Origin of the sequence: Sphingomonas sp., assembly GCF_041661885.1 — a bacterium.
GTDB lineage: Bacteria > Pseudomonadota > Alphaproteobacteria > Sphingomonadales > Sphingomonadaceae > Sphingomonas.
In genome coordinates this window covers 221,079-240,115 of record NZ_JBAZTL010000001.1, presented here as the reverse complement: position 1 = coordinate 240,115, position 19,037 = coordinate 221,079, and the positions used below count along the sequence as shown (strand labels likewise).

Annotated in this window: 21 protein-coding genes; 5 read left to right on the top strand and 16 right to left on the bottom strand. The window is 64.0% G+C overall.

Features of this window, described 5'->3' with window-relative positions; genetic code table 11:
- Positions 1-116: 116 nt before the first annotated feature.
- Both WC704_RS01170 and WC704_RS01165 read right to left on the bottom strand, forming a co-directional pair.
- Positions 117-587, bottom strand: coding sequence for a peroxiredoxin (locus WC704_RS01170; RefSeq protein WP_372888161.1), 471 nt, complete (start codon positions 585-587; stop codon positions 117-119).
- Complete coding sequence (locus tag WC704_RS01165) at positions 584-3,262, bottom strand: glutamine-synthetase adenylyltransferase (protein ID WP_372888160.1); 2,679 nt, start codon at positions 3,260-3,262, stop codon at positions 584-586. The genes WC704_RS01170 and WC704_RS01165 overlap by 4 nt, the downstream gene beginning before the upstream one ends.
- 79 nt (positions 3,263-3,341) lie before the next feature.
- Here WC704_RS01165 and WC704_RS01160 point away from each other — a divergent pair, with 79 nt between their 5' ends.
- Complete coding sequence (locus WC704_RS01160) at positions 3,342-3,515, top strand: hypothetical protein (protein WP_372888159.1); 174 nt, start codon at positions 3,342-3,344, stop codon at positions 3,513-3,515.
- A gap of 14 nt (positions 3,516-3,529) precedes the next feature.
- On the opposite strand, the gene WC704_RS01155 is transcribed toward WC704_RS01160, so the two are convergent.
- The 3 genes from WC704_RS01155 to WC704_RS01145 form a co-directional block, all read right to left on the bottom strand.
- Positions 3,530-4,174, bottom strand: a complete 645-nt coding sequence (locus WC704_RS01155) for a sigma-70 family RNA polymerase sigma factor (RefSeq protein ID WP_372888158.1) — start codon at positions 4,172-4,174, stop codon at positions 3,530-3,532.
- Positions 4,175-4,250: 76 nt separating this feature from the next.
- Positions 4,251-4,391, bottom strand: coding sequence for a hypothetical protein (locus WC704_RS01150; RefSeq protein WP_372888157.1), 141 nt, complete (start codon positions 4,389-4,391; stop codon positions 4,251-4,253).
- Positions 4,392-4,458: 67 nt separating this feature from the next.
- Positions 4,459-5,265 carry a response regulator gene (locus WC704_RS01145; protein WP_372888156.1) on the bottom strand — a complete coding sequence of 269 codons (807 nt, stop codon included), beginning with the start codon at positions 5,263-5,265 and terminating at the stop codon, positions 4,459-4,461.
- A gap of 264 nt (positions 5,266-5,529) precedes the next feature.
- Between WC704_RS01145 and WC704_RS01140 the strand changes: the two genes are divergently transcribed.
- The 3 genes from WC704_RS01140 (at position 5,530) to WC704_RS01130 (ending at position 7,726) form a co-directional block, all read left to right on the top strand.
- Complete coding sequence (locus WC704_RS01140) at positions 5,530-5,706, top strand: NepR family anti-sigma factor (RefSeq protein WP_372888155.1); 177 nt, start codon at positions 5,530-5,532, stop codon at positions 5,704-5,706.
- Between the two features lie 7 nt (positions 5,707-5,713).
- Positions 5,714-7,300, top strand: coding sequence for a sensor histidine kinase (locus WC704_RS01135; protein WP_372888154.1), 1,587 nt, complete (start codon positions 5,714-5,716; stop codon positions 7,298-7,300).
- Positions 7,301-7,591: 291 nt separating this feature from the next.
- The gene (locus WC704_RS01130; RefSeq protein ID WP_372888153.1) at positions 7,592-7,726 is read left to right on the top strand and encodes an entericidin A/B family lipoprotein; all 135 of its coding nucleotides are present in this window, start codon (positions 7,592-7,594) and stop codon (positions 7,724-7,726) included.
- Between the two features lie 58 nt (positions 7,727-7,784).
- Here WC704_RS01130 and tatC read toward each other — a convergent pair whose 3' ends face one another.
- From tatC to argS, 8 genes are all read right to left on the bottom strand, one after another.
- Positions 7,785-8,564, bottom strand: a complete 780-nt coding sequence (gene tatC, locus WC704_RS01125) for a twin-arginine translocase subunit TatC (protein ID WP_372888152.1) — start codon at positions 8,562-8,564, stop codon at positions 7,785-7,787.
- Positions 8,561-8,971, bottom strand: coding sequence for a Sec-independent protein translocase protein TatB (gene tatB / locus WC704_RS01120; RefSeq protein ID WP_372888151.1), 411 nt, complete (start codon positions 8,969-8,971; stop codon positions 8,561-8,563). The genes tatC and tatB overlap by 4 nt, the downstream gene beginning before the upstream one ends.
- Before the next feature lie 17 nt (positions 8,972-8,988).
- Entirely contained in the window at positions 8,989-9,225 is a 237-nt protein-coding gene (locus WC704_RS01115) for a twin-arginine translocase TatA/TatE family subunit (protein WP_372888150.1), read from the bottom strand.
- 27 nt (positions 9,226-9,252) lie between these two features.
- Positions 9,253-9,840, bottom strand: coding sequence for an SMC-Scp complex subunit ScpB (gene scpB / locus WC704_RS01110; protein ID WP_372888149.1), 588 nt, complete (start codon positions 9,838-9,840; stop codon positions 9,253-9,255).
- The gene (locus WC704_RS01105) at positions 9,837-10,568 is read right to left on the bottom strand and encodes a ScpA family protein (RefSeq protein ID WP_372888148.1); all 732 of its coding nucleotides are present in this window, start codon (positions 10,566-10,568) and stop codon (positions 9,837-9,839) included. Before WC704_RS01105 ends, scpB begins: the two co-directional genes overlap by 4 nt.
- Before the next feature lie 163 nt (positions 10,569-10,731).
- Positions 10,732-11,739 (bottom strand): glycoside hydrolase family 3 N-terminal domain-containing protein, encoded by a 1,008-nt coding sequence (locus tag WC704_RS01100; RefSeq protein ID WP_372888147.1) that lies wholly within the window; start codon positions 11,737-11,739, stop codon positions 10,732-10,734.
- Between the two features lie 78 nt (positions 11,740-11,817).
- Positions 11,818-12,495 carry an SPOR domain-containing protein gene (locus WC704_RS01095; RefSeq protein ID WP_372888146.1) on the bottom strand — a complete coding sequence of 226 codons (678 nt, stop codon included), beginning with the start codon at positions 12,493-12,495 and terminating at the stop codon, positions 11,818-11,820.
- Complete coding sequence (gene argS / locus WC704_RS01090; RefSeq protein WP_372888703.1) at positions 12,495-14,219, bottom strand: arginine--tRNA ligase; 1,725 nt, start codon at positions 14,217-14,219, stop codon at positions 12,495-12,497. The genes WC704_RS01095 and argS overlap by 1 nt, the downstream gene beginning before the upstream one ends.
- A gap of 225 nt (positions 14,220-14,444) precedes the next feature.
- On the opposite strand from argS, the gene WC704_RS01085 reads away from it, so the two are divergent.
- A complete protein-coding gene (locus tag WC704_RS01085; RefSeq protein ID WP_372888145.1) occupies positions 14,445-16,205 on the top strand; it encodes an aspartyl protease family protein in 1,761 nt (586 codons plus the stop codon).
- A 13-nt stretch (positions 16,206-16,218) separates the two neighbouring features.
- On the opposite strand, the gene WC704_RS01080 is transcribed toward WC704_RS01085, so the two are convergent.
- The 3 genes from WC704_RS01080 to WC704_RS01070 all read right to left on the bottom strand — a co-directional run bounded on the left by WC704_RS01080 (position 16,219) and on the right by WC704_RS01070 (position 19,037).
- Complete coding sequence (locus WC704_RS01080) at positions 16,219-16,617, bottom strand: group II truncated hemoglobin (RefSeq protein ID WP_372888144.1); 399 nt, start codon at positions 16,615-16,617, stop codon at positions 16,219-16,221.
- 28 nt (positions 16,618-16,645) lie between these two features.
- The gene (gene ubiM, locus WC704_RS01075) at positions 16,646-17,827 is read right to left on the bottom strand and encodes a 5-demethoxyubiquinol-8 5-hydroxylase UbiM (RefSeq protein ID WP_372888143.1); all 1,182 of its coding nucleotides are present in this window, start codon (positions 17,825-17,827) and stop codon (positions 16,646-16,648) included.
- 61 nt (positions 17,828-17,888) lie between these two features.
- Positions 17,889-19,037, bottom strand: coding sequence for a DUF1501 domain-containing protein (locus WC704_RS01070; RefSeq protein WP_372888142.1), 1,149 nt, complete (start codon positions 19,035-19,037; stop codon positions 17,889-17,891).

The window sequence follows — 19,037 nt, the reverse complement described above, 5'->3', positions numbered from 1 at the left end:
GGGAGGTTGGGGCAAGGCTTTCTGCCCTGCCCCACGTTGAAGCGGCTGATCGTTGCGCCGAGTCGTTGCACACTTCGTTAAGACTATCCGTAATGACCGCGAATCGATCGAATCGATCACGCCAATGCGCGTACCGCCTCGAGCACATCGACCACGTGCCCCGGCACCTTCACCTTTCGCCAATCGCGCACCAAAATGCCGGTCGTATCGAACAGGAAGGTGGAGCGATCGATGCCCATATAGGTTTTACCGTACAGCTTCTTTTCGACCCACACGCCGAAGGCTTGCATCGCGGCATCGCTATCGTCGGTCGCCAGCGGCACCGTCAGATCATATTTGTCGATGAACTTCTGGTGCTTGATCGGCGTGTCGCGCGACACGCCCAGCACGTCGGCCCCATAAGCCCGAAACTCGGGATAGAGACGACTGAAATCCTGCGCCTCGCGCGTGCAGCCCGAGGTGTCGTCCTTGGGGTAAAAATACAGCACGAAAATCTTGCCGAGATAATCATGCAGGTTCACGCGGCCGCCGCTTGGCGTTGCGAGTTCGATTGCGGGAAGCTTCCCGCCTTCCTCGATGATCTTCACGGTTCAACACCCTCCACATGCGCAAGCCAGGTCGCGACCTCCTGCCGCGTCGTTTCCAGCGACGCAACCACGCTCCTCCACTCGTCAAGGCCAAGGGCGCGCGCGACCAGGTCCTGGGTCGCGGGGCGCGGGGGCTGGGCGTCCGGTGCCACAAGGCGCAGCGTCACCAGCAACCGCGTCAGAAAATCATGCGCCGCGAGCATCGCCGCGGGCGCCCGGCCAGCGGCGATCAACGCCGCGATTGCGACGCGCAGGTCCGGGTCGAGCCCCACCCCGTTGCTGAGCTGCACCATGTGAACCGCAAATTCGAGATCAACCAGCCCGCCGGGCAGCAGCTTGGCATCGAGCGGCCCGAGCGGCGGTTTATGCGTCGCCATTTCCGCCCGCATCGCCGTGGCATCGGCGATCACGTCGCGTATCGGACGATCTCCACGCAGCACGCCGTCGATCACCTCCGTCACCGCCGTGCGCGCCACCACCGATCCAAACACCGGTCGCGCGCGGGTAAGCGCCATATGTTCCCACGCCCATGCGCTCTCGCGCTGATACCGCGCAAACCCGTCGAGCGAGACACTCAGCGGCCCTTGCGTACCCGACGGTCGCAAGCGCGTATCGATTTCATAGAGCGGCCCCAAAGCCGTCGGCACCGACAGCGCCGCACTCACCCGCTGCGCCAGGCGATTGTAATAGAGCACCGCGCCAAGCGGCTTGGGCCCATCGGATTCGGCAAGATGATCGCCGGTGAAGAGATAGACCAGGTCGAGATCCGAGGCATGGGTCAGCGCGCCACCGCCCATCCGCCCGAGCGCGAGGATAACCAGCTCACTTCCTGGAACCCGGCCATGCGCGGCGGCGAATTCGGCGATGGTCGCCTTGGCCAATATCCCGATCGCGGCTTCCGCAACACGCGCATAGCCTGCTGAAACAGTCAACGGATCGGCCGCGCCAGCGACGATTTGCGTGCCGAGCGCAAACCGCTTTTCGCCAACCACACGCCGGACATGATCGAGCCGCGCCTGATAATCCGCGCCGCCCGCCATCTCCACGGCGAGCGCCGTGACGTCGCCCACCGGATCAAGCGCGGTCGCGTCGATCAGCCCGTCAAACAATTCGGGCCGCCGCGCCAGCTCTTCGGCCAAGGTCACCGCATGGCTGAGAATCAGCCCGAGCAAGCGCGCGAGCGCGGGCCGCGCCTCCAGCAGGCGGAAGAAATTCACCGCACTCGACAACCGCGCCAGCATCCGGTCGAGCCGGATGATCGCCCCTTGCGGGTCCGGTGCCTTGCCGAGTGCGACAACCAATCCTGGCAACACCGCCTCCAGCGCCGCGCGCGCCGCCGGGCTGCGCAAGGCAGGATAGGTTCCGCTGCGCCACTGCTCGATACGCTGCGCCGCCACCTCCCCTTCGCCAAACCCGGCGGTGCCAAGCTGGGCCGAAAGATGGTCCCGATCAAAAGACAGGGCATCACTGTCATCGGGATCCAGCGCGTCATAGCTCGCCGCCGTCGCCACCACATGCGGTCGCAGCAAATCGAGCAACGCCGCGCCGTCAGACACCCCGTGCAACCGCGCAACCCCGTCCAGCGCCGCGCCGCCCGGCAATTGATGCGTCTGGCGATCATCGATCATCTGGACGCGGTGTTCGATCGTGCGGAACAGCGTGTAGGCGCGCACCAGTGCCGCCGCTTCTTCCGTGTCCACCCACCCAGCCGCCGCCAATGCGGCCAAAGCGGCGCACGTGTCAGGCACCCGCAGCGCCGAATCGCGCCCGCCATGAATCAGTTGATGGATCTGCGTGAAAAATTCGACCTCGCGAATGCCGCCGCGTCCGCGTTTGAGATCGAAGCCGGGGCCAAATGCCTGCCCCTGCGCATAATGATCGCGAATGCGCCGTGAAATGCCGCGAATTTCGCCAATCGCGCCGAAATCGAGCGCACGCCGCCACACGAACGGCTTTACCGCATCGAGAAAATGCGCGCCGAGTACAATATCTCCCGCCGCCGCCCGCGCGCGGATGAAGGCCGCTCGCTCCCAGGGCAATGCAAGCGATTCATAATAGGAAATCGCCGCATCGACCGACAGCGCGATCGGCGTGACCTCGGGCGAGGGGCGCAACCGTAGATCGACGCGCACCACATAACCATCGCCATCGCGCGCCTGCAGGATTTCTACCACACGCTTGCCGATCCGCACCGCCGCCTCTTCGGGCGCTTCGCGCGGGCGGCGCGGCAAGGTTGCCGGGTCGAACAGAAAAATCGGGTCGATGTCCGAGGAATAATTGAGCTCGCGGCTGCCCTGTTTGCCGAGCGCGATCGCGGCAAACCCTTGCGGTGTCGCGTCGGGGGTTCGTTCCGTAATCGCCGCAGCAATCGCGGTATCGAGCGCACGGTCCGCAAAATCGGACAGCGCGTGCGTCACCGCCGTCAAATCGTCGCGCCCGGCCAAATCCCCGATTGCCACGCGCAACGCCAACCGTCGCCGCTCCAGCCGCAACCGTCGCGATACGGGCATCGCGGGCTCATCTTCCAGGACCGCCGCAAGCGGCGGCAACTCGCCTTGAGCCAGCGCGGTCGCCAGCCGTGGCTCCCGCTCGAGCAGCATAGCGAGGAACGGAGAACACGCCCGCGCCCGCGCGACAGCGTCCACTACGTGCTGATCGTAAAGCGTGTTTTCCATGAATCGTGATCGTTTCCGGCCGACCAGGCACGAGCAGAAAGCAACAAAAGACGTGTTCGTCCGTTGTCGAGATATGTCAATGTACGACGCTCCCGATCCGCGAAACACACGCGATATCGCCTATATGGTGCCAACGCCCTTACGGTCCGACGTACTGAGCGTAACGCTACGCAGTGCGTATCGCCCCGCCGAGGACGCAAACGAAACCTTCGGCGACCTGCTTCGCGCGCTGGACCGTATCCGGGTCGGGTAAAACGATCGAAACGTTCAGCCGCGATCGCGGCTGAGTTCGTCCACTTCGCTCATAATGGTGTCGAGCGCCGTCATGCCCGGTTCGTTGGTATGCGTACGGCGCGAAGCGAGCGTGTTGCCGTTCATCACCGCTTCCAGCGCAACACGGCCCCGCGCCACACGGCTCTTGATCGTACCAACCGCAACGCCGCAAATCTCGGCGGCCTCCTCATAGGCAAAGCCGCCTGCACCAACGAGAATCAACGCCTCGCGTTGCGGCTGTGGCAAGTGCAGCAGCGCGCGCTGCATGTCGCCGAGCTCGACATGCTTGTCCTGGCTGGCCGGGGCCGCAAGGATGCGATCGGCGACAAGATCGTCCCATTCGCCCTTGAAGCGCGCGCGGCGCATCTGGCTGAGATAAAGATTGCGCAAGATGATGAAGGTCCACGCCCGCATATTGGTGCCCGCCTGGAACCGCAGCCGTGCCGCCCACGCCTTCATCAGCGTTTCCTGCACCAGATCATCAGCCAGATCGCGGTTACCCGAAAGCGAACGGCCAAAAGCACGAAGGTGGGGGATAACCTGCGCCAATTGCGTCTTGAACTCGCTGTCGGAAAGCGAGACATGCTCCACGACTTCGGGCGCGGCCTCGTCTTCGTCCTGGTCGATCGCGTCGGTCATGAAATACAGTCTCGCGTAGCGTAGCACAAATGGGGCCCGGGGACGTGGAAGTCCACCGTGCCAGCGGCATCAAAATTCAACGGTAAAAGAACAGCAACGCGGCAAACACCACGATCACCAACGTCAAGGATATCGCGAGCACATACCGCGTGACATGCGGGGTCTCCCCGGCGCGGGCGTCTTGCGCGGTTACCTTGATTTGATCGTCGTCGGCCATGTCGCCCCCGTGTCGTTGTGGCTCCGTATCGTATGGAACCCAACCCACGGGGGTACGAAACGGTTCCCTATACGGCGGGAACGGTCGCCTGGTCGAAGAACAGCGCCTGCGCGATCGCCGCTTTCACGGTCGAACGCTGGAAAGGCTTGGTAATCAGGAAGGTCGGCTCGGGGCGTTCACCCGTCAACAGACGCTCGGGGAAAGCGGTGATGAAGATGACCGGGACTTCGAATTCGGCGAGAATATCCTTCACCGCATCGATCCCCGAACTGTCGTCCGCCAATTGAATATCGGCCAACACCAGACCGGGACGGTCCTCCATCGCCAGCGCAACGGCCTCGTCGCGGGTCACCGCGACACCTGTGACTTCATGACCCAGATCGCGAACGATCGTCTCGATATCCATCGCGATGATCGGCTCGTCTTCGATGATGAGGACCCGCGCACGCGTTTGCTTCTCGATTTCGCGGAGCGCCTCTGCCACCAGGGATTCGACTTCGCTCGTATCAACATCGATCAGATAGGCTGCGTCTTCGGGCGTGAAGCCTTCCATCGCGGTCAACAGCAATGCCTGCCGCGACAACGGCGTCATCCGGGCCAGCCGCGCGCGCGCAATCGCCTCCTGCCCATCGCCGTCGGCGGCACTCATATTCTCGGGGCTTTCCTCGTAATTGGTCGAGTTCCAGATCGCATGGAACATACGGTACAAGCCGAGACGGGGATCGACTTCACGCGGAAATTCGCCCGGCGCGGCGACGATCGCCTCCAGCGTCGCACGCACATAGCGATCCCCATGCGATTGGCTGCCCGTCAGGGCGCGCGCGTAGCGGCGCAGGAACGGAAGATGGGGGGCAAGTTGCTGTCCTAGCGACATGACTGTCGGTGTCTCCCTGAGATAATCTCGAAGGGCCTTGTGGAAGCGGCCCCCCGCATATGCAACGCGTTTTGTCACCCCGACGGTGTCGGCGTTAATTCGCATCGGGCATGGAACCAACGACGCGCAATTTGGTTTCATGCTGAAATCCGGTCGGTGCAATCCGTTTGCGCTCGTTCACCGTACCGAATTGAGCATCGTGCCGGATTGTTACGGCGGTATTTTAACTCTATCCGGCGTATCCGGGTAATCAGGGGGACGACATTGCGTTCGGGCGACGGATCTTCAAAAAAGCCGGGTGCGGCACGCGCGTCCGAAACCGGCGCGAAGGTTCAAAGCAAGGACCGCGACATGGGCGCTGCTTTGCGCACGGTCTATCAACGCACCGTTGAAGAGGCCATTCCGCCCGAGATGCTCGATCTTCTGGGCAAATTGGACTGATCTACACATGACGGACATCGCCGGGGATATCGCCCCTGCGCGTCCAGGGAGCGGGCTGATCGATCGCATCCCGACGGGTGCGAAAATCTTTCTGATTTTGAGCGCCGCGCTGTTGCCGCTCGCCATCATCGCCTTCTTTGCAACCTTGCGGACAGCGGAAATTGCCGACGAGGCCACGCAGGCGCAATTGCGCGTCACCACCACCGAAAGCGCCCGCAAGCTGGCAATCGAGTTGGTTGGCGACATGACCGCGCTGCGCGTGTCGCTCAATGCCCTGGAGGCCGACCCCGCCGACGCCCCCAGTTGCGCGCGCGCGCAAGGGGTCTTCGCGCCGCAAGCTGCCGCAGGCACACGGTTCATGGTGTCGGACGCGCATGGCCGCATCATCTGCGGCCAGCAACTGCCAGTTGCCGCGTGGCCCGCACTACCGGGTTCCGACAAGATGATTGCAGCGCGCATCTATCCTGGCCGTGGCCTGACGCTTGCCACCACCAGCACCACCGGGCGAACCCGCGCCGCCGCTTTTTTCCCGGTCAGCGTGCTTGCCGCCACCGCTGCGCCAAGTGGATATGCCGCCCCCTATGAGGCGCGGCTGGTGCTTGGGGACGATGCGCTTACGCTTTCGGCGCTGCCACGCCAGGCGCAATTGGAGCGGCGCGCAGGCCTCAACATGGCGATTGGCGTCGGGGACATTGCGCTGACCACCCACGTGCGCAGCGCGCCGATTACCTCCCCGGTGCTGGTCGCGCTGATCCTTCCGATCATCATGTGGGCGGCTGCAGCGGGGATTGGCTGGTTCGTGGTGGATCGCCTGCTGATCCGGGCGTTGCGGCAATTGCGGTCGCGCGTCGCCAATTTTGTGCCGGGCGAAGAGATCGATCCCGGCGCGATGCACGCGCTCCCCGCGCAAGAGATTCGCGAATTGGGGGAAACCTTTCGCGCCATTAGCCGCACGGTTGCCGACCACGAAGCGGGCCTTGCGGAGGGTCTGATCCGACAAACCAAATTGACGCGCGAGGTGCATCACCGCGTCAAGAACAACCTCCAGGTCATTTCCAGCCTCATCAATTTCCATGCCCGCGCGGCACGCAGCACGGAAGCGACACAGGCTTATGCCTCGATCCAGCGCCGGGTCGATGCGCTTGCCGTCGTCCACCGCAACCATTTTGCCGAGCTTGAGGAAAATCGTGGCTTGTCGCTGCGCTCGGTTCTGGGCGAACTCGCCTCGAACATCCGCGCGACCGCGCCCGAGGATGCGCCAATCGGGGTTTCCCTCGACATCGCACCGTATCTCACCAACCAGGATGTCGCGATCGCCATTGCCTTCCTGTTGACCGAGATTGTCGAGCTGGCGATGACGGTCAATCCAGCGGCGCAAATCCGCATTTCGGTTGGGCCGAGCGAGACCGAGGATCGCGCGATCCTGCGCGTCAATTCATCTGCCCTGATCGATGACGACCGTATGCGGCTGCTGGTGGCGGAACGCTATGGTCGCGTGATCGAGGGCCTTGCCCGACAATTGCGCGCCAAGCTCCATTACGACCCACTCATCGGTGCCTACGAAATCACGGTCGCCGTTACCGGTCGCGACTGAGCATCGTCACTCACAAAAAATTCGCACATGCCGTATTTTTTTGGGGAACCCATTTTCGCGAAGGCCGTTCTGACCTTCGGATAGTGACTTTATGCCCCCCCGCTCTCGCTATCCAAGACATGGGCCCGGACGCGCTTACCCTCCCCCCGGTAGCGCGTTCGGGCCCAAACTTCTTCCACCACACCCCGTAGCGTAGCGGATGCAGCGCGAAGCGCGTGGAACGAAGCGGCTCACCGAACATTGCAAGCCAGGCGTCCGCGTTTCCCCGGACCAGCTCTTCAGGAGATTATCATGCGCAAGGTTACCACGATCGCCCTCGTCGCCACCGCATTACTGCTTGGCGCGTGCAACACCGTTGAAGGCGTCGGCAAGGATGTGCGTTCGGCGGGCGACACCGTCGCCAAGACCGCAGACGGCGCGAAGTAAGCGCATAGCGCGCCGACTGATGGCCACGCCCGCTTATCCGGGCGCGGCCATTTTCGTGTCAGCTTTCCACCAGCTCGGACGTGGTATCCTTGCCGCGCCGCCGCTCGGTAAACCAGATCGCGATCAGCGCGAGTTCGTAGAGTGCGACCAGCGGGATCGCGAGGATAATCATCGAACCGGCATCGGGCGGGGCCAACACCAGCGCCACCGCGAAGCAGCCGACGATCGCGTAGCGCCGCCCGTTGACCAATTGCTTGCGCGTCACCAGCCCCGCGCGCTCGACCAGCATCAGCAGGATCGGCAACAGGAAAGCGAGCCCGAAGGCAAACAGGAACTGCATCACGAAATCGAGATAAGAGGCGACCGAGGTCAGCGCCTCCTGCTCGACCCCACCCAAATTGCCCTGGAAACTCAGGAAAAAATGCAGCGCTGAGGGGATGGCAACAAAATACGCCATCGACGCACCGACGATGAACAGCACTGGCGTCGCGAACAGGAACGGCAGCAACGCGCGCTTTTCCTTGCGGTAAAGCCCCGGCGCGACAAAGCCCCATAATTGGTTGGCGATGACCGGAAACGAGATCATGATCGCCGCGAACAGCGCGACCTTCAACTGCACGAAGAAGCCGTCGAACACGCCGATCGTCACGATCCGTTTTTGCCCCGCCGCCAGCAACGGGTGCACCAGCACCGTAAAAATCTCGCGCGAATAGATATAGGTGCCGATCAGCGCCACCAGCACCGAGACGATGCAGAAGAACAAGCGACGGCGCAGCTCGACCAAATGATCGAGCAACGGCGCCCGGCTCGCTTCGAGGTCATCAATCGGAGCGTTCACGGATGCGCCCTGGGTTCTGGGTCGCCCGGCGATGTGATTGGCGGCGCGATGGCGGGGGATGCGGCGTGAACGATCGGCGGCTCGACCGTTACCGGCGGCGCATCTTCGCCATGAGGCTCATGCGCTTCTACCGCAGGCGTATCCGCCATCGGCAACATCTGCACCGGCTCGGCCGGGTGTTCGCGCATGATCCGCGCGTTTTCCGCCGCCCACTTCTTTTCCATTTCCTGCAATTCGGCCTCGCGCACCATATTGTCGAAGCCCGAACGGAACTGGTTGGCGACGCCGCGCACGCGCCCGACCCATTGCCCGGCGATCCGCATCGCCTTGGGCAAATCCTTGGGCGGGATGACGAGCAAGGCAACGACCCCGAGCAGGATCACCTCGGAGGATGCGACATCGAACATGACAGCGGAGCGCTAAATCAGATTTCGGTTTCGCGAATACGATTGCCATCGCGGTCGAACACGGGTTCCGCCGCCTTTTTGGCTTCGATCCGGCTTGGCTCGCGCGCAGACTCATCGTCCTCGGCCATACCCTTTTTGAAGGACTTTATGCCCTTGGCAACGTCGCCCATCATGTTCGAGAACCGGCCGCCGCCAAACACGAGGACCAACACCACGCCCAGGATGAGCCAATGTGTTATGCCGAAAGTACCCATTACTGAATCTCCTGAATTCCCTCCTATCTAGTCCTCCTCATCGGAAACTTCCACCTCTGCGGTGGTATCGACCCGTTCGAAGGCGAGATCGACCGGATCGAGCAAGCCCGCCGCGCGCAAATCGTCGATCCCAGGCAAGTCACGCCTGCTGGCCAGACCGAAATGCGCAAGAAAGCCCGGTGTGGTTGCGTACAGCAACGGTCGCCCCGGCACCTCGCGTCGCCCGGCGGGTCGAATCCAGCCGGCCTCCATCAGCACGTCCAGCGTGCCCTTGGAAATCGCAACCCCGCGAATGGCCTCGATCTCGGCGCGAGTCGTCGGCTCGTGATAGGCGATGATCGCCAGTGTCTCGATCCCCGCGCGACTGAGCTTGCGCGGTTCCTCGTGTGTCCGCCGCAGCAAATGCGCCATGTCGGCGGCGGTCTGAAAATGCCAGCGGTCGCCGCGCTGCACCAGTTCGATGCCGCGCCCGGCATAATCAGCCTGAAGGGTGCGGAGCGCGGCGCGCACCTCCACGCCCTCCAGATGCGCGCGGATCGCATCGACGGTCATCGGCTCGGTCGCCGCGAACAGCACCGCCTCCACCGCGCGGACCAGCGGATCGGGCGCGCTCATGCCAAGGCCCGGATGTAGAGCGGCGCAAAAGGCGATTGTTGGCGCAGCTCGATCTTGCCCTGCTTGGCCAGTTCCAGTGCCGCCAGGAAGCTGGAGGCGAGCGCTGATTTGCGAAAGGCACCATTCGCTTGCTCGGGCAGGAAGCTTTCGATCGTCGCCCAATCGATTTGCGTGCCGACCAGCGCCGATACCCGCTCCAGCGCGGTCTCCAGCGTCATCACCGCGCGATGCGCCACGACATGCAGCACCGGGCGTGTGCGCGCGCTGATGACGCCATACGCCGCGATCAGATCATAGATTTCGGCCTGCCACAGCGCCTTGCGCTGCGTGCGCAAGCCCTCCGGCGCGCCCCGCAAAAACACGTCGCGCCCGACCCGGTCACGCGCGACCAACCGGGCACCCGCCTCGCGCATGGCGCTCAATCGCTCGAGCCGGAGTTGCAACCGCAGCGCCATTTCCTCGGGCGACGGCTCGATTTCGGGGTCACGTGGCAGCAGCAGGCCCGATTTCAGATAGGCAAGCCACGCCGCCATCACCAGATAATCGGCGGCAAGCTCCAGCTTGATCGCGCGCGCCTCCTCAACGAAGCGCAGATATTGGTCGACCAGCGCCAGGATCGATATCGCCTTCAGGTCCACCTTCTGATTGCGCGCAAGCGCCAGCAGCAGGTCGAGCGGGCCTTCCCAGCCTTCCAGGTCGAGCGTGAGTGTTTCTGGTTCGTCGTTCACGCGAGGAAGCGTAGCAAATCCTCCCCGGCACGGGGAGGGGGACCGCCAGCCTTCTTCAGGCTGGTGGTGGAGGGGGCGAGCCACGAGCGTAGCGCGTGTTGAAAACCCGCTCCACCACTCGGCTGAAGAAGCCGAGTGGCCCCCCTCCCCGTTCCGGGGAGGATCAGGTCAGCGCCAGCAAAGCATCGCGTTTGGCGATCAGCGCTGCCACATCGCCCTCGGCACGCACACCTGCCACGGTCGCCATCGCGCGATCGAGCCGCGCGCGCGACACGGCCGACATTTCGTCCAGCCGGTCGACGATCGCCTCCATCTCGTCCATCCGCCCCCAACAATCGAGCACCAGATCACACCCCGCGGCGATTGCTCCCGCCGCTTTGTCGGACGCCGTGCCCGACAGCGCCTTCATGTCGATGTCATCGGTCATCAACAATCCGTCAAAACCGATCCGCTGCCGGATGATCTGCTCGACCACCACGGACGAGAGCGTCGCCGGGCGCGCGGCGTCCCACGCTTCGAACACGATATGCGAGGTCATCCCCATCGGCGCGTCGTTCAGCCGGGCGAACGGCTCCAGATCGACCACCAATTCGGCATCGGAAGCGGTAACGGTCGGCAAATGGTAATGCGTATCGAGTTTCGCGCGGCCATGCCCCGGCATATGCTTGACCACGCCGACCACCCCGCCACGCTGCAACCCCTGCAGAATCGCCCGGCCCAAAGCAGCAACGCGCATCGGTTCCGATCCCAGTGCGCGGATCGTGATCGCCTCGGTCGTGTCGGGCTGCATCACGTCGAGCAGCGGCATACAATCCACGTTGATGCCAACTTCGGCCAGCATCAAAGCGATCGCCTCGGCATTGGCGCTCGCCGCCTCGATCGCAGAGATGGGCGCAATGTCGTACAGCGCGTCGAACGCCGGGCCAGCGGGGAAACTCGGCCATTCGGGCGGCCCCATCCGCGCGACGCGCCCGCCTTCCTGATCGATCAGGATTGGCACGTCCTCGCGCCCCGACAGCTCGCGCAAACTATCGGTTAGCGCGCGCACCTGCGCGCGGGTCTCGACGTTGCGCTTGAACAGGATATACCCGGCGGGGTCAGCGCGCGCGAAGAAAGCGCGCTCGGCGGGGGTGAGGGCAAGGCCGGAAAGGCCGAAGATGACGGGCTTCATACCCGCTGCCTACAAGCCTGACACCGACCTGAGTAGCCCATACCGCCTGTCACTGGGCGGAAATTGGAACAACGCGCCTCACTCGTGCGGAACGAAGCACGCCTGTCCCGCCGCCGCCAGCTTGCCGCACAGGCTGCTCGCCTGCCCCGCGCTGCCCGCATTGACTCGCAAGCGGTACACCGTCTTGCCGTTCACCTGTGCTGCCTGCACCGATTTTCCAAGCGGTGCGAGATAGGCGTAGGTCTTCGAAATTTTGCTCCAGGCGGCGTTCGCTTCGGCTTCGGCTGGGAAGGAGCCAAGCTGGACCAGCGCCCCGCCGGACCGCGCGCCCGCAGCCCCCGGAATCGGCGTGATGGCCTTGTCCGATCCGGTGGCAACCGGGGTCGGCGCGACCTTCTTGCCCTCGACCGGCTTCTCCGGCAGCGCCTTCATGTCGATCGACGCATTCGCGGCCCCGGCACCATTACTGGTGGCAATCGCGGTATCGCCCTCGCCTTCGACCTTGAGGCCACCGGGATCATCGGGCTTGACCTTATAGTCACCCGCCTGGGCGGTAATCAGCGCGCCATTGCCGTCCACGCTCTGATGCTTCTTGTAATATTGGTAGCCCAGGATCACCGCCGCGACGATCGCCAGCGCAAGCACAACCAGCAGGATGATCCGCACGATCGACGGAGCATCGTCATAATCGTCTTCGACCGTCTCCAGCCAGGGGAGCCGATCTTCATCGCGGACATCGAAATCGCCGGTCGCCATCAGTTCATCTCCTGGACCGCCTGGACCCCCATGATCCCCAACCCGTTGCGGATAATCTGCCCGATCGCGTCGGCCAAGAAAAGCCGTGCGCATGTCATGGCAGGATTGTCCGGCAACAGGAAGCGGCGGTCGGGCCGGTCATTCCCGACGTTCCACAAAGCGTGGAGCGATGCCGCCAAGTCATAGAGATAAAAGGCGATCCGGTGCGGTTCGCGCGCCGCTGCCGCCGTGTCGACGATACGCGGAAACTGCGCCGCGAACTTCACCAGCGCGAGATCTTCCGTATCAAGTTGGGACAGGTCAACCGAATCGCACACGATCCCCGCCTCCGCCGCACGCCGGTGCAGCGACGCGACGCGCGCGTGCGCATAGTTGACGTAGAACACCGGATTGTCCTTCGACGCCTCGACCACCTTGGCGAAATCGAAATCCATTTGCGCATCGGCCTTGCGCGTCAGCATGGTGAAACGGACGACATCCTTGCCGACTTCGCGCACGACATCGGCCAGCGTGACGAAATTGCCCGCGCGTTTGGACATCTTGATCGGCTCGCCACCCCGCATCAGCCGCACCATCTGGACGAGCTTGACGTCGAAACGGGTCTTGCCCCCGGTCAGCGCCTGCACGGCGGCGACGATGCGCTTGACCGTACCGGCATGGTCGGCACCCCAAATGTCGATCAACGCGTCGGCGGTCTGCGCCTTTTGATAATGGTAAGCGAGATCTGCACCGAAATAGGTCCATTGCCCGTTCGATTTCTTGATGGGCCGGTCCTGATCGTCGCCAAATTGCGTCGAGCGGAACAGCGGCAACACGACGGGTTCCCAATCCTCCAGTTCCTGGCCCTTGGGCGCTTCAAGCAGGCCGTCATAGATGAGGCCGCGCGCGCGCAAATCGTGCTCGGCCGCCTCGGGCTTGCCCGCCGCCTGCAATTCCGCCTCGGACGAGAACAGGTCGTGATGGATGCCGAGCAAGGCGAGATCGGCCTTGATGAGTTCCAGCATCGCCGCGACGGCGCGCGTGCGGAACAGCACCAGCCATTCGCCCTCGGGTTTGCCGACATAGGCATCGCCAAATTCGGCAGCCAGCGCCTGCCCCACCGGAATCAAATAATCGCCCGGATACAGGCCCTCGGGGATTTCGATCGTCTCGCCCAGCGCCTCCAGATAGCGCATATGGACCGAGCGCGCGAGCACGTCGACCTGCCCGCCAGCATCGTTGACATAATATTCGCGGATCACCTTATGCCCGGAAAATTCGAGCAAGCTGGCCAGCGCATCACCCACCACCGCGCCACGGCAATGCCCCATGTGCATCGGTCCGGTCGGATTGGCCGAGACATATTCCACGTTCACCGTAATGCCCGCGCCACGCGACGAACGCCCATAGTCGTCACCCGCATCGCGGATCGCCGACAATTCGGCGCGCCACGTATCGTCGGTCAACGTCATGTTGATGAAGCCCGGCCCCGCCACGACGACGCTTGCCACTTCGTCCAGCTCGCCCAGCTTCGCCGCAATCTTCTCGGCCAGCGCGCGCGGATTGGTGGCGGCGGGCTTGGCCAGCACCATCGCGGCATTGGTTGCCAGATCGCCATGCGTGGTATCGCGCGGCGGCTCGACCGTGACGTTGGCGCGGCTCAGCCCACTCGGCAAATCACCGCTGGCTTCAAGGGCATCGAGCACCGCATCGATATGCGCGGCGAAACGGGTGTAGAGGGTCATGGCAGGTCCGGTCATGTAAGCGAGCGCGGCCCTTAGCCGAGTTCGCACCGCTGGGCAAAACATGGCTGGTGGGCATCGCGCATTGGTGCCGCGGAAGACCGCCAAGCGGATTTCGATTTTCCGTGATCGAGCATGACGTTATGCTGCTGTCCGTCTTGGAATGGTGTTGCGTTTTTTCCAACCCCCGCGATGACAAGCATTCCCGCGTTCCGCACGAGGTATGCCATGCGACTGCTCCGTCTGCTTCCGCCGGTCGTGGCTTTGTTGACTCCGGTTCCGGCAATCGCGGCGTGTCAGGTCAGCAAAATCGCCGAATTTCCCGTCACCATGTCGGGTCGCGAGCCATTGGTCGCGGCGCGATTCGGCACAAAGGAAACCCACTTCATTCTGGACAGCGGTGCGTTTTACAGCACCATTTCCGCCGCCAGCGCCGCGGAATTTGGCCTGCACGTCGAACCCGCGCCAGTCTGGTTCCGCGTGAAGGGCGTTGGTGGAGACGTGTCCGCCGGAGTCGCGGTGGCCAAGGATTTTTCGTTGGCGGGCATCAATATCCCCAAAGCCAATTTCATCGTCAGCGGCAGCGACACCGGCACGGCGGGCTTGATCGGCCAGAACATTCTCGGCCTGGCCGATGTCGAATATGATTTGCCCCACGGCATCGTGCGCCTGCTGAAACCGCAAGGCTGCTCGCGCAGCAATCTCGCTTATTGGGCGGGCACCAAGCCTGTCACGGTGGTCGAGCTTGATCCTGGGCCGGGCGGTCCGTTCAAACCCCATACGATTGGCACGGTCCTCATCAACGGCGTGAAGATCCGCGCGATGTTCGACAGTGGCGCGAATGGTTCGGTCCTGTCGCTGAACGCGGCGAAGCGGCTTGGGGTCACGCCCGGTGCCCCCGACGTGGTCGAAGTCGGCACCAGTCATGGCCTCGGGAAAAAACGGGTTCAAACCTGGCAGACAACCTTCGACACGATCGACATTGGCGGTGAATTGATCCGTCGGCCCCAGATGCGCATCTCCCAGCTAGACCTGGCCAACAAGGCCGACATGTTGATCGGCGCCGATTTCTTTCTCACCCACCGTATGTTCGTCTCCAACGCGGAACATTTGCTCTTCATCACCTATGAAGGCGGCCCCGTTTTCGGTTTGTCGCCCAAAGGCGCGGTTTCCTCCGACGGGACCGCACTCGACCTGACCAACAAGGCCCCTGAACCGACCACGGCGGAAGAATATAGTCGGCGCGGCGCGGTGTTCGCCTCCAATCATCACCTGGCCGAAGCGCTGGCCGATTTCGACAAGGCCTGCGCCTTGGCCCCGACCGAGGGCCGTTATTTCTACCAGCGCGCAATCGCCCATCTCGACAACCGCCAGTTCGAGGCGGGCGTGGCTGATCTTGACAAGGCCATCGCGCTCGCCCCCACCCTCGCCGATGCACGCCTGACCCGCGCGGCGCTGCGGATGCGGCGCGGCGGCAACTTGGCGGGGGCCAATGACGACGTACAGGCGGCGGATGCGGCTTTACCGCCATCCTCGGAAAAACGGCTGGGCGTAGCGGGCCTGTTCGACCAACTCGACCGCCCCGAGGATGCGCTGCGCAATTATGACCTGTGGCTTGCCAGCCACAAGGAAGATAGCAGCCGCCCCACTGCGCTCAACGGCCGCTGCTGGGCGCGCGGATTGCTCAACCGCGAACTCGACAAGGCACTGTCGGACTGCAACGCCGCAGTAAAGGCGGAACCACGCCGCGCCAGCTTTTTGGACAGCCGCGCGCTGATCCGGCTGCGACGCGGCGAAACGCAGCAGGCCTTATTGGATTACAATGCCGCGCTCGCCCTCACACCGCGCAATGCCTGGTCGCTGTATATGCGCGGCCTCACCAACGCACGGCTTGGCAATACGGCTCAGGCGAGCGCGGACCGTGCGGCGGCACTCGCCATCAACCCCAACGTTGCCGCGCGCGCGCGCAAGCTTGGCTTCGACGGATAGAATCGCGCGGGCGCTAAGCCCGCATCATCGCGCCCGCCATGCGCAGGAAAGCCTGCTGCATCTGGCTGCCCAGCGCCTTTTCGACGCGGCAATTGGCCATTGCCCGGCTCATCGCCTCCACCCATTGCGCCGCCGTATCGGGCGTGATCCCCATCGCGCGGTGCATCGACATGATGCAGGTGCCCGGTCGCGCCTCGAACCAGTCGCGCGGGCCACCGAGCCAGGCGGAGAGAAACTGAGTCAGCGATACGCGCACCGGGAACAAATCCTCGACATGCATCGCGCGCAAGGCGGCGTAGCGCGAATCGTGCTCCATCAGATCGTAAAAACGGTCCACCACCGCGCGCACGCCCTCGGTCCCGCCAATCCGCTCGAACATCGAGGGTGCGGGGGCTTCGGCAGTGGCAGTCATCACAGGGTCTCCGGTCGGCATTGGGACATTATTGCTGCATGAGCCGCCGCGCGATCGCCGTTCGCACCATCGGCAAACGTGCGGCGGCGCGCAGCGCGAGCGGACGCACGATCCGCGCGACCGGCCTGTCATCCGTATAAAGGCGCACCAGCAGGTTGGTAGAGGCATAAAGCGGCGCGCTCGCCAACCGATGCGCCGCCTCATAACGGCGCAGCAGAATGTCCCCGGCAATATCGCGCTTATGCTGCGCTGCCTCGGCGATCAGATCGGCGAGTTTTACCGCCCCCTGCAGCCCAAGGTTGAAACCGTGCGCGGTCACCGGGTGCATACCAACCGCCGCATCCCCAACCAACGCCGCGCGGCGCGCGACGAAACGATGGGCATAGGTCGTCGTCAGCGGATAGACATGCGGCCCCTCGAGCACCGCCATCGCCCCCAGCCGCGCGCGAAACCGGCGCGTCAGTTCCGCCCCCAACGCCACGCCATCCAGCGCCGCGAGCCGGTCGATTGCCGCCGATGGCAGGGTCAGCACGGCGGATGACACGCGCGGCGCGTTCAGCGGCAGCATCGCGATCGTTTGGCCATGCCCGAACCATTCGGTCGCGATGCCGCGATGCGCCGCAGCGTGCGCGACGCGCGCAACCAACATCGACCGACCGAGCGGATTGACCTGCGCCCCAATCTCCAATTGCCGTCGCACGAACGAAAAGCGCGAATCCGCCCCAACCACCAGCCGCGCCGACAGCGATCGCCCGTCGTCGAGCAACACCGTTGCCGCATCGGCGTCGGTCCGTACGCCACGAATATTCGTGCCTGCCAGCAGCGTCAGCCCGGTTTGATCGACGGTCGATTGAAACAGCGCACGCCGGATATGATGATTGGAAACCAGCGAGCCCAATCGATCGCCTTCATGCGGACCGGCAAAGGACAATGCAAAGGACCGCTCACCATTCAGCACCCGCGCCTCGCGCAGCGGCGCGATGTGCGCCGGGTCAAGCCGCTGCCACGCGCCCAGACGCTGCAAGGTCGCGATCGACCGGTGCGTCAGCGCAATTTCGCGCCCGTCACACGGCGGCGCAGCCAGTGTTGCGGCGGGGCTTTGGTCAATAATCGCGATCCGCAACCGCGTACCCGCCAGCGCGCGCGCAAAGGCGAGGCCGGCCGGGCCAGCGCCCACGATGATAACGTCATAGGAATGCGGCATGGTCATCGCGCCGCTTTCGACCGGACCGAAGCGACACGCTTTGCGCTGGATCAATTCGCAGCGAAAATCACACCAGACCGCGCACCGCCGCCACGCTCTTCGTTTCCGGGAACAACGCCGCCATTGCCCGCGCCGGTTCGACGCCGAAATGCCCGGCGACCGCACCGCCGATAAAGGCGTCGAGCTGCGTCGTCGGTTTCAGGTCGCGCGCTTCGAACAGCGCCGCCGGGTTCAGCCCCGGCCAATCCGCCAGCACCCGCCCGCCGCGCACGGCTCCGCCAATCAGCATCGCCGCCGTGCCCGTGCCGTGATCGGTCCCGCCCGTGCCGTTGATCGCCACCGTCCGCCCGAATTCGGTTGCGACCAGCACCATCGTATCGTTCCACAATGGCCCGAGACCGTTCTGCAAGGCGGCGATCATGGCGTCCAGACCCTTGAGCTGCGCGCCAAGCCGCTGGCGCTGCTGGGTATGCGTATCCCATCCGCCGGTTTCGATCATCGCGATGCGCGCGCCATCGGCGGGGACAAGCAACCGCGCGGCGAGCGCGCCCGTCGCCGCCGCATTGGCCCCGCCGCCGCCGGCCAGATCGCTGGTCAATTGCCGCGTGTTCATCGCCTCGCTCCACAGCGCGTGAAGCTGGCTGTCGCCCTGATACAACATCGTCACGCGTTGCAGCAGATCATCGGACGCCTGCGGCAGGCCGGACGGCGCATAAGAAGACACATCATACCGACCGCGCAGTGCCAGCGGCACCGTGGCCGAAACCGCAATCGCCTTCGCCTCGGTCGGTGGCAGTACGCCGAGCAGCCGGTTGAGCCAGCCATCCTTCCTTTGATAGGCGCTCGTTCCGCCGCCCTCGAGCACGTTCTGCCCGTCAAAATGCGACCGGTCGCGATAGGGCGAGGCCACCGCATGAGCGAACAGCGCCTGCTTCTGGCTGTATAACCCGCCCAGCACCGGCAACGCCGGATGCAACGCAAACATCGAATCGAGCTTGGTCGCCGTCGCAAAATCGGCCGCAAGATCGCCCCGCGCGCCGACGAACGCCGGATCGCCAACCGGGGCGACGATCCCCAAACCATCGGCGGCACCACGCTGGATGATGAAAATAAAGCGCTTGTCGGTCTCGGCCTTGGCGAAGGCCATGCGCGGGGACAGCGCCAAAGCCAGCGCGCCGGCGGCACCCGCACCGATGAACGAACGACGATCATACAT

Coding starts and splice junctions, on each gene's coding strand:
- WC704_RS01095 (WP_372888146.1), bottom strand. CDS start 12,495: ATGGCGACCGGCGATTTCGATGTCCGCGATGAAGATCGGCTCCCCTGG.
- WC704_RS01070 (WP_372888142.1), bottom strand. CDS start 19,037: ATGTATGATCGTCGTTCGTTCATCGGTGCGGGTGCCGCCGGCGCGCTG.
- WC704_RS01160 (WP_372888159.1), top strand. CDS start 3,342: ATGTACGACGCTCCCGATCCGCGAAACACACGCGATATCGCCTATATG.
- scpB (WP_372888149.1), bottom strand. CDS start 9,840: ATGAGCGCGCCCGATCCGCTGGTCCGCGCGGTGGAGGCGGTGCTGTTC.
- WC704_RS01130 (WP_372888153.1), top strand. CDS start 7,592: ATGCGCAAGGTTACCACGATCGCCCTCGTCGCCACCGCATTACTGCTT.
- WC704_RS01145 (WP_372888156.1), bottom strand. CDS start 5,265: ATGTCGCTAGGACAGCAACTTGCCCCCCATCTTCCGTTCCTGCGCCGC.
- WC704_RS01085 (WP_372888145.1), top strand. CDS start 14,445: ATGCGACTGCTCCGTCTGCTTCCGCCGGTCGTGGCTTTGTTGACTCCG.
- ubiM (WP_372888143.1), bottom strand. CDS start 17,827: ATGACCATGCCGCATTCCTATGACGTTATCATCGTGGGCGCTGGCCCG.
- WC704_RS01080 (WP_372888144.1), bottom strand. CDS start 16,617: ATGACTGCCACTGCCGAAGCCCCCGCACCCTCGATGTTCGAGCGGATT.
- WC704_RS01115 (WP_372888150.1), bottom strand. CDS start 9,225: ATGGGTACTTTCGGCATAACACATTGGCTCATCCTGGGCGTGGTGTTG.
- WC704_RS01135 (WP_372888154.1), top strand. CDS start 5,714: ATGACGGACATCGCCGGGGATATCGCCCCTGCGCGTCCAGGGAGCGGG.
- argS (WP_372888703.1), bottom strand. CDS start 14,219: ATGACCCTCTACACCCGTTTCGCCGCGCATATCGATGCGGTGCTCGAT.
- tatB (WP_372888151.1), bottom strand. CDS start 8,971: ATGTTCGATGTCGCATCCTCCGAGGTGATCCTGCTCGGGGTCGTTGCC.
- WC704_RS01150 (WP_372888157.1), bottom strand. CDS start 4,391: ATGGCCGACGACGATCAAATCAAGGTAACCGCGCAAGACGCCCGCGCC.
- WC704_RS01165 (WP_372888160.1), bottom strand. CDS start 3,262: ATGGAAAACACGCTTTACGATCAGCACGTAGTGGACGCTGTCGCGCGG.
- WC704_RS01155 (WP_372888158.1), bottom strand. CDS start 4,174: ATGACCGACGCGATCGACCAGGACGAAGACGAGGCCGCGCCCGAAGTC.
- WC704_RS01100 (WP_372888147.1), bottom strand. CDS start 11,739: ATGAAGCCCGTCATCTTCGGCCTTTCCGGCCTTGCCCTCACCCCCGCC.